15 protein-coding genes are annotated in these 12,861 nt (G+C 43.0%); 3 read left to right on the top strand and 12 right to left on the bottom strand.

Annotated elements, in window-relative coordinates:
* Positions 1 to 101 precede the first annotated feature (101 nt).
* The 3 genes from rpmF to AC58UU_RS07005 all read right to left on the bottom strand — a co-directional run bounded on the left by rpmF (position 102) and on the right by AC58UU_RS07005 (position 2,034).
* Positions 102 to 275 carry a 50S ribosomal protein L32 gene (gene rpmF, locus AC58UU_RS06995; protein ID WP_029195321.1) on the bottom strand — a complete coding sequence of 58 codons (174 nt, stop codon included), beginning with the start codon at positions 273 to 275 and terminating at the stop codon, positions 102 to 104.
* A gap of 37 nt (positions 276 to 312) precedes the next feature.
* Positions 313 to 819, bottom strand: coding sequence for a YceD family protein (locus AC58UU_RS07000; RefSeq protein ID WP_497314213.1), 507 nt, complete (start codon positions 817 to 819; stop codon positions 313 to 315).
* 90 nt (positions 820 to 909) lie between these two features.
* Positions 910 to 2,034 carry a SepM family pheromone-processing serine protease gene (locus tag AC58UU_RS07005; protein ID WP_497314215.1) on the bottom strand — a complete coding sequence of 375 codons (1,125 nt, stop codon included), beginning with the start codon at positions 2,032 to 2,034 and terminating at the stop codon, positions 910 to 912.
* Between the two features lie 101 nt (positions 2,035 to 2,135).
* Here AC58UU_RS07005 and AC58UU_RS07010 point away from each other — a divergent pair, with 101 nt between their 5' ends.
* Positions 2,136 to 3,458, top strand: coding sequence for a nucleoside recognition domain-containing protein (locus tag AC58UU_RS07010; RefSeq protein WP_497314217.1), 1,323 nt, complete (start codon positions 2,136 to 2,138; stop codon positions 3,456 to 3,458).
* A gap of 5 nt (positions 3,459 to 3,463) precedes the next feature.
* On the opposite strand, the gene coaD is transcribed toward AC58UU_RS07010, so the two are convergent.
* From coaD to AC58UU_RS07050, 8 genes are all read right to left on the bottom strand, one after another.
* Positions 3,464 to 3,967, bottom strand: coding sequence for a pantetheine-phosphate adenylyltransferase (coaD, locus tag AC58UU_RS07015; RefSeq protein ID WP_029195317.1), 504 nt, complete (start codon positions 3,965 to 3,967; stop codon positions 3,464 to 3,466).
* 30 nt (positions 3,968 to 3,997) lie between these two features.
* Positions 3,998 to 4,555, bottom strand: coding sequence for a 16S rRNA (guanine(966)-N(2))-methyltransferase RsmD (gene rsmD, locus AC58UU_RS07020; RefSeq protein WP_497314219.1), 558 nt, complete (start codon positions 4,553 to 4,555; stop codon positions 3,998 to 4,000).
* 606 nt (positions 4,556 to 5,161) lie between these two features.
* Entirely contained in the window at positions 5,162 to 5,644 is a 483-nt protein-coding gene (locus AC58UU_RS07025; RefSeq protein WP_497314221.1) for a DUF1036 domain-containing protein, read from the bottom strand.
* 656 nt (positions 5,645 to 6,300) lie between these two features.
* Positions 6,301 to 6,594: an RH3 domain-containing protein gene (locus tag AC58UU_RS07030; RefSeq protein ID WP_497314223.1), complete on the bottom strand. Its 294-nt coding sequence runs from the start codon at positions 6,592 to 6,594 to the stop codon at positions 6,301 to 6,303.
* Positions 6,581 to 7,345, bottom strand: a complete 765-nt coding sequence (locus AC58UU_RS07035; RefSeq protein ID WP_497314225.1) for a ParA family protein — start codon at positions 7,343 to 7,345, stop codon at positions 6,581 to 6,583. Before AC58UU_RS07035 ends, AC58UU_RS07030 begins: the two co-directional genes overlap by 14 nt.
* A gap of 797 nt (positions 7,346 to 8,142) precedes the next feature.
* Complete coding sequence (locus AC58UU_RS07040; RefSeq protein ID WP_497314226.1) at positions 8,143 to 9,873, bottom strand: AAA family ATPase; 1,731 nt, start codon at positions 9,871 to 9,873, stop codon at positions 8,143 to 8,145.
* 77 nt (positions 9,874 to 9,950) lie between these two features.
* Entirely contained in the window at positions 9,951 to 10,241 is a 291-nt protein-coding gene (locus AC58UU_RS07045) for a hypothetical protein (protein ID WP_497314228.1), read from the bottom strand.
* Positions 10,242 to 10,480: 239 nt separating this feature from the next.
* Positions 10,481 to 11,377, bottom strand: coding sequence for a thermonuclease family protein (locus tag AC58UU_RS07050; RefSeq protein ID WP_497314230.1), 897 nt, complete (start codon positions 11,375 to 11,377; stop codon positions 10,481 to 10,483).
* Positions 11,378 to 11,636: 259 nt separating this feature from the next.
* On the opposite strand from AC58UU_RS07050, the gene AC58UU_RS07055 reads away from it, so the two are divergent.
* Positions 11,637 to 11,807 carry a hypothetical protein gene (locus AC58UU_RS07055; protein WP_171648775.1) on the top strand — a complete coding sequence of 57 codons (171 nt, stop codon included), beginning with the start codon at positions 11,637 to 11,639 and terminating at the stop codon, positions 11,805 to 11,807.
* Positions 11,808 to 11,894: 87 nt separating this feature from the next.
* Here AC58UU_RS07055 and AC58UU_RS07060 read toward each other — a convergent pair whose 3' ends face one another.
* Positions 11,895 to 12,179, bottom strand: a complete 285-nt coding sequence (locus AC58UU_RS07060) for a hypothetical protein (protein WP_497314232.1) — start codon at positions 12,177 to 12,179, stop codon at positions 11,895 to 11,897.
* Positions 12,180 to 12,363: 184 nt separating this feature from the next.
* On the opposite strand from AC58UU_RS07060, the gene AC58UU_RS07065 reads away from it, so the two are divergent.
* Positions 12,364 to 12,858 (top strand): GNAT family N-acetyltransferase, encoded by a 495-nt coding sequence (locus tag AC58UU_RS07065; protein ID WP_497314234.1) that lies wholly within the window; start codon positions 12,364 to 12,366, stop codon positions 12,856 to 12,858.
* Positions 12,859 to 12,861: the final 3 nt, after the last annotated feature.

Raw genomic sequence — 12,861 nt, forward strand, 5'->3', positions numbered from 1 at the left:
ATCTTATTACCAGATACTAAACTGTAGTATATTAAATTTATAGCCAAAAAGAAAGCAAAAAAAATAGCACCTCACACTAGGATGAAGTACTATGTCCAATCTTATGCTTTTACGATCTCTCTACCTTTGTAAGTTCCGCAAGACTTGCACACACGGTGTGCTAGCTTCAGCTCTCCACATTGTTCACATTTCACCATGCCTGGAACTTCCAATTTAAAGTGAGTACGGCGCTTGTCGCGACGAGTTTTGGACGTTCTTCTTTGAGGTACTGCCATATTCAAAACACCTCCTTATACGAATTTCAACGATGCCTTATTCTTTGTTAAAAAAGTCCGCGAGACCTGCAAGCCTAGGATCAATTTTCTCCTGCTTACAGCCGCAATCACGTTGATTGCGATTCTCTCCGCACACGGGACAGAGACCTTTGCACGCTTCGTCACAAAGTGGTATGTACGGTAAACCGACCACTACATTTTCTACAACGTAAGGCTCCAAATCGACTTTATCTCCAACCACTAAATGAATATCCTCGTCTAGATCTGGATCTTCTTCTTCTGGTTTTTGCATGAAGACTTCCTCAAAAGGAAGTTCGATTGTTTGGTTAGTGTGCGATAAGCATCGTGAACAAATTAACTCCAAGTCTAGCGTTAACGTTCCGTTAACTTTTGCTGCTCCATCTTCATACACGGCTTGAAGATCAACGTGTACGGGACCATGACCAAGGATATCTTGACGTCCTTCAAACGGATCGGTCAAGGCCAATTCTTCGGTCATATGAACCTGTCCTTTAAGAGATAGCTCTCTAAAACGAATTTGCATGTTTTTTTCACCCCAAACAAACAAAGATTATTATATCCAGTTTGTATGCCTTTTGTCAATTTAAATTATATTGTTTTCACTAGATCTAGCTTATTTCGGAGGCAATGCTGCTAGAAATTTGAGCGCATCTTCCATTGTGCCGATTTCGACAATTTTCATCTTAGTCTTAATTTGATTGGCTCTCTCGACGGCTGCTGTGTAATTCTCGATTTTGGTACCATCTTTATAAATCACATCTTTGGGTGCAAAGAAATAATCAGCCTTTTCCCGATCCGCGGCAATGATCTTATGCTGTATACCGCCAATTGGACCTACAGTGCCGTCGCTTTCAATTGTCCCTGTCCCGGCAATGCGATAACCCTTGGTGATATCATCCGCCACGAGTTGATTATAAATCTCTAAGGAGAACATTAATCCCGCTGAAGGACCGCCAATCTCTCCAGCTTTAATGGATACTTGTTGATCCTCTTGGTCTGCTTTTACAGCCTGCATATCCGCCGGTACAACACCGATGCCTGCCCGCGGCTCGCCCTGCTCCCCTTCTTGCTTAGGAAGCGCACCAAGCGTCAACGTAGCTTGCTGTTCGACTTTTTTCCTCGAATACGTAATAACAATTGTTTCTCCAGCTTTTTTACCTTTAAGTGAGTCCAGTAAATCTTGGGCGACCTTCACTTCTTTATCTCCAGCTTTTAAAAGCACATCTCCCGGTTTTAGAACCTTTTCTCCCGATAGGCCAGGCAGCGTCTGCAGTACCATAACCCCTTCATGATTGATATGAAAGGGAATTTTCGCATGCGTGTAAGCCGCTTGAATAGCACTCGCTTGGGATGTCAACATAACATACTCTTGGCGCTGTGAATACTCTTGTTCCGACTCACCTTTACGCAAAACACTCGTTTTGGGCTGAATTTCTTCATAAGGATTTACGAGACCGATTAAATAATTGACCATGTTAGCATCGGCAACTCGTACCGTGGTTAGCATCAGCGTCCCCTTTTCGACATCAGAGCCTCTGGGGATCGTCACCATAGGTTTAATTTCTTCCGCTGTCCCTGGCATAAATATAAAAAAAGGAAGTCTTACAAAAAATAATAAATAAACAATGACAACTCCGACAATCGCGGATATTAAATAGCGCCTAGTCGCCGATCTTTTCGGATGTCGATACGAATCATTCGACCATGTACGAATCGTACTCTCTTCTTCGTTCTCCATGCAGGTTCCCCTTCCTGATGCCTTATACAAATGGTGTCTCTTGCTTTACTTCCAAGCGAAAGCTTGGTCTAAACCCGCATGCTCTAGCGTACAATTGAAGCATGTTTAAAGGACGAGGTGATATTATGCAGCCTAAGAATGAAAGATCCAACTCCAAACTCACAACGCTGGTACTGGGGTCTTTGGCTGCCCTTGTAGTCGTTTCTATCATTTTATTCCCGGACAAGGCATTTCAGTCATCGCTCGAGGGTCTTACAATTTGGTGGAAACTTGTATTCCCAGCATTGATGCCTTTTCTCATTATGACCGAGCTGTTAATCGGTTTTGGTATTATTCAAGGGATAGGCATTCTTTTAGAGCCGCTGATGAGGATTGTATTCCGTCTTCCCGGTGTAAGTGGGTGGGCGCTAGCATCAGGTCTTATAGTAGGATTTCCTACTGGAGCCAAAATTACAGCTACCCTGAGGGAAAAAAACCTCATCTCCCAAACAGAAACAGAACGATTAACGGCACTGTCCCATTTGTGCAGCCCCTTATTCCTAATTATGGTCGTAGGCGTCGGCTTTCTGCACAGCGCTAAGCTGGGCTTCATACTTGCAGTAGTCCATTATGCCTCGGCTATTTCCACTGGATTTTTGATGCGAAATTCCAAAAAATCAAAGCAGCCTTTAGCTGACTCCCATGAACTCCAAATAGCCACTTTGCGGCCTACTAATCAAGCATCCGCTTCCGTTTGGAAACTCTCCTTATCAACGATGCGCCAAGCTTACCTACACGATGGACGCCCCTTCGGTAAGCTGCTCGGGGATGCGGTAACCACTTCTGTGCAAACCTTAATGCTAATTGGTGGTTATATGATGATATTTTCTGTACTAATTAATGTAGTTAACATAACTCATCTTACGGACGTATTTCGACCCATCACACACTATTTACTGAGTTTTATGAATGTCCACACCGATACCACACCTCAGTGGCTTAAGGGGATTCTGGAAATTCATCTGGGTGCCTATGCTTTTAGCCAAGCACAAGGCCTTTCCTTACTTCCGCAAATGGCGCTCCTAAGCGCTTTTCTTGGCTGGGGAGGCTTGTCTGCTCACGCGCAAGTAGCTGGCTTTCATCAAAAAACAGATGCTCGTTATCTATTCTTCTTCCAGGCCCGTGCTCTGCATGCTGTAATTGCTTTGGCATTAACCGTTCTGCTTTGGAAACCGCTTCAGCTGCTTTTGATGGATTCTGAGCCCAGTTTTCTTTGGTTAGACAAAGCCAAAAGCGAGTATCCTACGGCTGCCTTTCCACTGAACGGCGAATCGGCATGGGGCCTATGGGGACCTATGCTGACGCAGTTCCTTCTACTATTCACTTTGATGATAATTATTTCAACGGTCCTGAGAACTTTCAAAAAGAAAGCTATTGATTCGTAATTCCATTAGATTCGAGGGAATTTCTTTTTCAGTGCCTCTTCCACCTCAGCAGGAACTAGATCTTCCACTGGTCCGTGAAACTTAGCAATCTCTTTCACAATACTTGAGCTCAAGTACGAGAACTGAGGCTTCGAAGTCATAAAGAAAGTTTCTACATCTGGATTAAGCTTGTGATTCGTAGAAGCCATTTGCAATTCATACTCAAAATCAGAGACCGCCCGAAGCCCACGAACAATTAGACGTACATTGCGAGCTTTCATATAATTGACCATCAAATCTCTAAAACCATCTACCTCTACATTCGGCAGATCCTTGGTCACCTTCCTAATGAGCTCCATCCGTTCTTCCAATGTGAACAGTGGATTCTTGGAAGTGTTATTCAGTACAGCTACAATCAACTTATCAAACACCTTTGCCGCTCTATGTATAATGTCAAGATGGCCGTGTGTAACAGGATCAAAACTGCCTGGATAAACGGCAACTGTAATTCCGTGCTCTTGCCTCATCATGCTGTTCATCTCCTTAAAAAATGCTCATATTTATTCTGCTAATCTTTTGTAAATCGTGACAGCGGTATCTCCGTAATCGGATCTTCGCTGCTGCTTAAATCCTCCGATGGTATCTTCGAGGACATCCTTAGCATCGTGTTCCACAACGATCGTAGCATTCAACTGAACAATCGACTGCTCTTCCATCGTGCTTATCAACTCCGCGATAAATTTCATTTTGTACGGAGGATCGAGGAAAACGAGTTCAAATTGCTGCTCCCGCTTCGCTAATGCTTTTAACGCCCGAGTAGCATCCGTTCGGTAGATCTCAGCTTGGTCCTTGAGACCTGCGGTTACTAAATTATGCCCAATCGTGTCGATGCTTTTCTTCTCGATATCAATGAAGACAGCCTTATCCATCCCGCGGCTAAGCGCTTCAATCCCGAGTCCGCCTGTACCAGCGAATAGATCAAGTACTTGTCCTCCTTCAAAATAAGGACCAATCATACTGAAGATCGCTTCTTTCACTTTATCCGTTGTTGGCCGCGTGCTAGTACCGGGTACAGCTTTTAACGACCTGCCTTTGGCTGTGCCTGAAATCACTCTCATCTTACGTATTTCCCTTCTAGCTGGCTCATTCTTTTGCTATCGTACCACAAGCTCTAATCGGACACAAAAATTTTATCCTGTGATGTATAAATTTCCCGTAAAACGGTCATCCTTGAACTATCGACATCAGAGAATGTCGTAGACAACCGCGGAGAAGACTTACGTTTCCCCATAAGCTCTTCGTCCGGTTTCTCCTCTCCCATGAGGCGATCGCGCAAGCGGTCGCCGTTATTATTTTATATAACAGTTTTCTTAAACCCTTATAAAATAAGGGTATATTTGTGCATAACAGGATTGTTATTTCATGTAGTACAGTTTTGTATTTTTCTTGTTGGGGACGGTTTGGGGACGAAATTTTTTAATACATAATAGATTGCTTCTTTTTAAAACCAAAAAGACCGTATCAGGAAGAACGTTCAGCTTTACTAAAAAGATCCTGCATGTATAGCATAACGGTTCGATCTAACGCTGGACCATAACGTTAATTATGTTTTGAAAGTGGGGCTTTCCTAGGTCTTTTAGACCTTATGGGACAGCCCCCTTATTTGTTGCCAAAAAAAGGTGTGGGTACATAAAATTGAATACATTATACACTAAACGAACAATTTAGTTACTTTTTTTGTTTCTGATATGTTTGAAACATCGTCGATTCTCTAGTTTGGCGATCAAGCCTTTTCTAATGTGGTCAAGCGATTCCCTACGATTTCCAGTTCGAAAAATTTTCGGGTTTAACCAAGCTGTTTTTGATGTTAACCGTATAGTTCTGTCAATTACAAATATACTGCCGATCCCTAACCACTTAAAACCTACTGTACTACAAGTGGAGCATCCTGTGTCCCAGCACCAATCAAAACGATCATCAGGCACCTGGGTGATATCAGGACCTGACCACTTGTTTCCGAATTGGTCTTCGGCGTAGAAACGGAATTCTTTCGGCCCTGCATACCCGCTCCAAACCAGCCTCGTTTGCCCTGGAGCTACAATGTACCAGCCACGCTTTCTCCAGCCTTGTCCTTCGCAGTCGAAATCGTGAAATGCAATGGCAATGTACACTGTGTTTTGGGTACTGTTGCGGAAATATAATCCCATCGTTATCACTCTTTCTTACAATAATTAAATTACATATTAGGATATGAAATTTTAAAAGGAGTGAGATGGACAAATGCGGATACTTGGAAAGGTTTTGTAGCAGTTCCAATCAGAGCATGACTACATTGGGATGTATTCATAATATAGTTGTTTGATAGCAACATTTGGTTTTCGAGAACAAGCGTTTCTTGCCATTCAGAGAATTGAACTAAGTTGGCAATTAATAAAAGTAAAATCAATATCTGTCTTGAACTCTCATACAACACTTAGACTAATACAGTTTTAATTAATTGTGTTGGGGACGATGGGGACGGTTTGGGGACGAAAATTTTCAAAACCGAATTTACCATATCAAATTCATTCCAAACGCTTCTTATTAAATAAGGTTGTTTAACTGTACTAAAAAAGATCCTGATTTTAAACAGGACCTTAAATTATCAATTTGTATGTATTAAAAAGAGTTTTTTCTTAAACCCGCCACTATCCACAAATTTCTTTAAACGAATTTGTTCAAATTCCTCCAGTGAGACTCCCTTGTTTTCAACAATTGCATAAATAACTTCTACTATCTCAGCTATGCAAGGATCAGTCCGATATCGATTTCAGCGGTGTCGCGGGTGTCGGGCAGACTGTAAAATGAACGAATCCCCACTGGCCTACTCGACCGGTGGGGTATTTTTATGTCTTCGCATATACTCTTTCACGGCCTCTACCACAACATCAACCATCTTCTTATTCTGTTTCGCGGCGAATATCTTTAACTCAGTATGGAATTGATCATCGAAATCAAATGTTGCTTTTTTCTTATTTGCAGGTTTCTGTATACCTGTATTTACAGTTTCCTGTATACCTGTATTTACAGTTTCCTGTATACCTGTATTTACAGTTTCCTGTATTCCTTGACTCCGCCGTTTTCCTAATAACTGTTCAATCGCATCACGCTTGGACACGCTGCTCCAGCTCCTCGACAAAATTTCTATAATTGCTTAGTGCCGATGTATCCGTATTACTGTATTCCTGTATTCCTGTAATAGAAAACTCCTTGATTCTATTTCTTCGCTTTATTTCCGTTCGAAACACAACTCCCTCGTATTCTCTCCTTACCCTATCAATAATTGTTTTATCAATGATTGTTCTAGAATCGATCATTGTTGGCAATATGCCGCATAAAACAAGATCCAGCTTTTTAACCTCTTTGATGTGAATCATTGTTGCGATGTATCTGTCCAGCGCGTCATAACACATTGGTTCGGTTTGTAGCATAACGATTGCATAGTCCGAAGCCACTAAACCATTAATAGTGTGCTCTCCGAGATTTGGAGGTAAATCAATAAGTATGTAGTCGTATCTGGCCTTTACTTTATGTAGTGTATCTCTCAAAATGGTCGAACTCATTGAAGGATTTTGATGAATAAGCATGGGCAGAGTTGCAAGCATTTCATCAGCCGGAATGAAGTGAAGGTTGTAGGTTAACTTGCGGATGTAGGGGGTGGGATTCCTGTTTTTACATGCCTCAAAAATAGTCATTTTCGAGTAATCGTGTATATCTCGTTGAGTAAGAAACTGTGTCAAATTGCCTTGGCTATCGAAGTCCACACAGAGAACCTTGTACTTCTTAGAGAGAAGATACCCTGTGATGGCTGTGGTTGTCGTTTTGCCAACGCCGCCTTTTTGATTACCGATTGAAATAATGGCTCCCATAACCCATTCCTCCTTATTTCTGTAAACCTTTATTCCTGTATATAGTTCTACTATAGATCTATTTAAAAGGGGGTCATGCACGGTCAAGTCGTGAGTGAATTCCGCAACCATAGCGCCTTTTATGGTTGTTCTAATGTCCGATCATGTTAAAAGACAACCTCCAAAGCATCATCTTAATTTTTCCATCTTCTGCATTTACTAATATGTTCGCCGCCACATATAATATAGGAACAAATATTCGCATTGGTGGTGTGAACTCTGTACGGTCGAACTCAGATTGAAACAACGATATATGTCGCTCAATATATTAAAGTTCGATATGAAAAAGAAATGACTCCTGAAGAGCTATATCAAAAGTTCCCATATCATAAAATTGTTTGGCAGAAATTCATGGCGTACGCTTATTATAAAATTAAGGATCATTACGAAAGTTGGGATGACGTCCCCGAACCAGTTGAGGGTATGTGGGTAAATATCGTAAAAAAGGATGTTATGGAAAGGTACATGTATCGCGGCGGTGAGTGGCGAGATATGGGTCCGGATATGCCTTCGTGTTATAAATAAAAAAGCACTGACGGGTAAAAAATATTAAAATAAAGAAAAGCCCTCGATCCCGATTATGGGAACGAGGGCTTGATGTTTAAATTAGACCTTTGCGGTGGAACACTGTTAAACGGTCATGCTATTTCGCTTCTCTAATGCGTTAATTTTCAATATTATTTTATAAAGGTTTTTTTGTGTATAACAGGCATGATTCATCATAAAATACAGCTGTTCCAAAAAGATAAAACGATAGTTTATTCGTAATCCTTCGTATCGTTGGCGTCCTCCAGCAGCTGTTCTTGAGAAACTTTGGTTAATGAATCGATAACCGACTGGGGTTTTACCTCAGTTGGCTCAGGACGACTACGGTTATACAGCCGTACATAGATCTGCTCAATCTCCTCGCCGGTTAGATCGCCTTGCTTTAGCAGCTCTGATGCAATGGCGTGGACAAAGTCGACGTGTTCCCTTACTAAATTCTTAACTTGGAGCATCTGATCTTTCAGAAGCTCGTTAATCTTTGGCCGGAGTGCCTTGAGTGCATCGGCCCGAGAGCCCGTCGCAAGCCAACTGAACAGCTCATCGCCCATACCGACCATACCGAGGTAGGCGCCGGCCATCTCTGTAGCCTGCTGCAGGTCGGAGGTGACTCCGTTTAATTTCTTCCCTAAGTACAACTCTTCCACCGCCCGGGCTGCCAGACAGACTTGGATCTCCGCTAAAATCTCACTATCGCTTCGGTTATACCGTTCATGCGTCGGCTTGGTAGCAGCAAGACCGAGCGCGCCGCCTCGGCGGATGATCGTCACTTTCCAGACCCGGTCGTGGGGCTTCAGTAGGTACTGGGCCACCGCATGACCGGCCTCATGATAGGCGACATTTCGCTTCTCGTCGTCTCTCATGGAGCGGAGCGGCTGTTTGAGTCCCCACTCATAGGTCTCCATAGCAGCTCGGAAGTCCTCGTAACTGGCTTCCTGAGCTCCCCGTTGGTGAGCGATTACAAGCGATTCATTGACGATGTGTTTGATCTGCGCAGGGCTGTAGCCGACCGTATCGAGCGCTGCCGCTTCCGGAGTTAGCGTAGAGTCCCGTTTCACCTTCCGGAGATAGTATTGGAAGACGTCCACCCGACCATCATAGTCGGGGGTATCGACCCAGAGCTGCCTATCGAAGCGGCCGGGCCGGAGCAGTGCGGGGTCGAGTACATCGGGCAGGTTGGTCGCAGCGACCGTAAGCACTGCCGGCCGCTCTGCCTTCTTGCGTCGCAGCCCCAGCGAGCGAAGCATCTTGGAAATCTTGGAGTTGTCGATGTTCGGCGGGTCCATCTGCAAGAGCAGCTCGTTGAGCAGGCCAGAGCCGCCGCCCATGCCGAACATTCCTCCTCCTCCTGCTCCCGCCTGTCTACTCATCCCGATGGCGTCAATCTCGTCGATGAAGATGATGCAGGCGCCGTACACAGTCGCCAACTTCCGGGTCTTCTTGTAGAGGCGCATTACCTTCAGATTGCCGACGCCAAAGAACATGTTTTGAAAGCTGGGTGCCGAAGCATAAGCAAAAGGAACCTGTGCTTCGTTAGCGATCACCTGAGCCAGGTAGGACTTACCGGTGCCGGGAGGCCCGCAGAGTAGCAAGCCTCTGATCGCCTCACCACCCATTTCCTTGAACTCCTTTACGCCTTTGAGCAGAGTGACGATCCGTTTGGCATTCTCAACGATTTCGGGGTTACCCCGGTAGTCATCCCATGTAGCCCCGGTCTCGCCAGGCAGAATCCAGTACGTACGTCCCCGGGCCAGGAACCAGAAAAGGGCTACGAACTGGACGATCATGAACATGATGGCAAAGAGCAGCTGCATTACAATACCGATAATAGTCAATGCGATATTCCAAGATGTCGGCCCTCCTGCCCATATCAGCACGCCGGTTAAGACGAATGCTGTGAACCACAGGATGAACGTTCGCCATTTGATCCATTGATATCTCTTCATGGACTCACTTCCTTTAAGACGGTTTGTATTATTCTATGAAAACCATAGGCCTCCCATGAAGGAAGGCCACAGTCTTGTTATCGGAATTTTCTTTTAATGTCCAATAAATACTTGAGAATTACAGCGATACCTCCAACGAAATAAAAAATCACAAGAGTCCACCCCGTAGGATCAGTTGGAACCAAGGATAAAACAATCTCTAATGGCAAGACATAATATAGAACATCTTTCAAATAACCTAATACAAAAGTCGGATCAAAAGAGCCTTTCCAAAAGGATTGGAAAAAGGCGATTAGAAAATCAATGATCATTAATCCAAATATGGCCCACATGGTGTACATCATCCAGTCTGCAAGTGTAAATGTCATTTATCATCACCACCTTCCTACATACTATGCTAGGAATACTGACATGATACAGATTTTCATCAATCTGCCCATTCACTTTACGAGTCTGTTATAGTGACTTACTAGAAGTTTTGAATTAAGAAAAAATAAACGACACCACTAGGGTGTCGTTTATTTTAGTCCTTCATTTATTTACCTGATTTCACCAAATAATTTGAAGTCCAGCATATAATTCCTGATCTTCTTTTCCAGTCTCCATCCTATTCACATGCCACACCATCATTATCCCGGTCTAACTTACTGCTGTACCCAGGATCACCTCGATGAAGAGGAGCTTTGCCGGCTGCTTTAACAGCTGTACAGTTTGGATAGCTAACGTTACTATTTGTTGTAGTTGATTCAGGTACTTTTGAAGGCTGTGTTTCTTTCGCAGGTTCCTCTGCTTTCTTCATCACTTCTGGGTGATATCCATCATCTTTGGCGTAGTTCTCTATGCTCCAGATGCCAGTTCCCTCCTGCTGTGCTTTCTTTTGAATTTCTCTGAATTTATCTACATATTTCACATCGGGTTGGTAGATGGCTACTCGGGCTAATCCCTTTTCAAGAAGCAGCTCGTTCACCATTTTATCATCGAGCCAAACATACATAAGCAGCCGGCCGTATTTATCACGTTCTGAAACGTCTTTTTCAAGTTTTACTTCTTTACCTTCAAGCATATCGGTTGTAAATTTCGAAGCCTCCGGGCCGAAAGGTTCTACAGGCTTAGATGGATGCTTGGTTTCAGGTGTGTCAACCAGGACGAAACGAACCGTCTCCTTTTTGTCTCCAATCAACACATCAATTGTGTCTCCATCGACTACTTTGGTTACTCTTGCCGTTAAGTACTTGCTAGCTTCTGCTACTGGAGCAGCTGCCGGCTGTGCAGTTGCTATTGCTTGCGCCGCCGCTATACTCTCTTTACTCTTTTTTAGCTCTTCTATTTCTGCAGCTTGCTTGGCGATTAGCTCATCCTTTTTCTTTGAATCTGAGGAATCCTGCACGGTGCTGTTTGCAGTCAACGTCTTATTTTCTTTTTTATCAGAAAAAGCGCCTATTAAAATAATGAAGGCCCAAACGGCAACACCGCCAAGAATAAGTTTGTTTTTGGTTCTTTTCATTAGAAAAAAAATGCCGATGTATGGAGCTACTAAACAAAGAAGAACTAAAAACCAAGTTGTCTGATACCACTTTTGCCGAGACATGGATGCACACCTACCTATACTATTTTTAATTAGTTATTTATTCTATCACACTAAATTCGACCTGAAATTAAAACCTTGTATTCCCTCCTACATGCTTCATGTGATATGATAGAAACAAGAACATACATTCTCTTTATTTCGCATTCATCTTACAGTCAGAAAAGAAGGTATCCTAATGCAAGATCACACAATTTTTGAGCGTTTGCGTAACAAATATGCGGATGAAGACAGGGCCAAGCTGGTCATGTTGCAATTAAGAACGTTAATGCAGCAGAAGAAAAAGAAGAAATGGTATCAAAAATGGAAGACGCCGACAAAAACCCAGCCATCGAGTTGGAACGAATAACAGGCATGAATTTAATTTGCAGAAATCAGGAACATAAATAGAAGCTTTCCTTTCGTAGTAAAACTACGGAGGAGAGCTTCTTCGCCTTTAGTTACTTCTTTTTCGTGAATAATACAATACACCGAGATAATGCGCTCCTGTAAATAGGGTGAGAATTCCAAAGAACAACAGGAACCCTCCTTCACGATCACGGAAGAAAAATTGCAGTACGAAAAGCGCAAGGGATATTTCACTCCAGAGAAGCGTTCTTCTTTTGAGCTGGGTTAGATCCGCAGTAGATCTGCTTATTTTGCGAAGATTCATGAATGTAAGACCAGCGAGTACGATTATGCCAATGACGATCACGAGAATGTAACTTGAATTACCTGACATGTGACTCCCCCTATTTCCTATGGTTCAACTTTATCTTCTATTAATAGTAAGAACATTATATCTAAGATACATGGAATACGGCTAGATGTCTATTTCGAATTGTCCTTTTAAAAAAGGATTTCAGCTTCTTTCGTGGAACATATTTGAATGTGTTGTCTAAATCTAACAGCGAGGTGCTTACACCATGTCTATCCTATCTTTTAAAGAATTAGAAGAATCAGATATTCCCCTTTTAATGGATATTTACAATCATTTTGTCATGCATACGACCGTTTCTTTTCACACGGAGCCCGTAGAGATATCAGAATTTACTGAGAGTGTTAGGCATCCAAACCCGCGTTACCAAACTTATGTGATAACATTTGATGGGAGCCTTCAAGGATATGTACAAGTCATGCCGCACAAGAAAAAGCAAGCCTATGATACCACAGGGGAAGTGACAATCTATTTGCATCCGGAATGCGTGGGCAAAGGATTGGGCTCAGCAGCCATTCAGTACATTGAAACGGTCGCCAAAGAGCGCGGCTTCCACGCTCTGATCTCCACCATTTGCGCGGATAATAAACCTAGCATTCATATGTTTACGAAAAATGGCTATACACAGTGCGCACATTACCGTGAGGTTGGCTTTAAATGGGGCCAATTTCTCGATATCGTTACCTATCAGAAAATCATATAAGAG

The sequence above is a fragment of the Paenibacillus sp. JT22N1 genome (genome assembly GCF_059692155.1).

Excerpts from the sequence above, each read along its gene's own strand:
- rpmF (WP_029195321.1), bottom strand. The coding sequence starts at position 275 with ATGGCAGTACCTCAAAGAAGAACGTCCAAAACTCGTCGCGACAAGCGC.
- AC58UU_RS07000 (WP_497314213.1), bottom strand. The coding sequence starts at position 819 with ATGCAAATTCGTTTTAGAGAGCTATCTCTTAAAGGACAGGTTCATATG.
- AC58UU_RS07005 (WP_497314215.1), bottom strand. The coding sequence starts at position 2,034 with ATGGAGAACGAAGAAGAGAGTACGATTCGTACATGGTCGAATGATTCG.
- AC58UU_RS07010 (WP_497314217.1), top strand. The coding sequence starts at position 2,136 with ATGTTTAAAGGACGAGGTGATATTATGCAGCCTAAGAATGAAAGATCC.
- coaD (WP_029195317.1), bottom strand. The coding sequence starts at position 3,967 with ATGATGAGGCAAGAGCACGGAATTACAGTTGCCGTTTATCCAGGCAGT.
- rsmD (WP_497314219.1), bottom strand. The coding sequence starts at position 4,555 with ATGAGAGTGATTTCAGGCACAGCCAAAGGCAGGTCGTTAAAAGCTGTA.
- AC58UU_RS07025 (WP_497314221.1), bottom strand. The coding sequence starts at position 5,644 with ATGGGATTATATTTCCGCAACAGTACCCAAAACACAGTGTACATTGCC.
- AC58UU_RS07035 (WP_497314225.1), bottom strand. The coding sequence starts at position 7,345 with ATGGGAGCCATTATTTCAATCGGTAATCAAAAAGGCGGCGTTGGCAAA.
- AC58UU_RS07040 (WP_497314226.1), bottom strand. The coding sequence starts at position 9,873 with ATGAAGAGATATCAATGGATCAAATGGCGAACGTTCATCCTGTGGTTC.
- AC58UU_RS07045 (WP_497314228.1), bottom strand. The coding sequence starts at position 10,241 with ATGACATTTACACTTGCAGACTGGATGATGTACACCATGTGGGCCATA.
- AC58UU_RS07050 (WP_497314230.1), bottom strand. The coding sequence starts at position 11,377 with ATGAAAAGAACCAAAAACAAACTTATTCTTGGCGGTGTTGCCGTTTGG.
- AC58UU_RS07055 (WP_171648775.1), top strand. The coding sequence starts at position 11,637 with ATGCAAGATCACACAATTTTTGAGCGTTTGCGTAACAAATATGCGGAT.
- AC58UU_RS07060 (WP_497314232.1), bottom strand. The coding sequence starts at position 12,179 with ATGTCAGGTAATTCAAGTTACATTCTCGTGATCGTCATTGGCATAATC.
- AC58UU_RS07065 (WP_497314234.1), top strand. The coding sequence starts at position 12,364 with ATGTCTATCCTATCTTTTAAAGAATTAGAAGAATCAGATATTCCCCTT.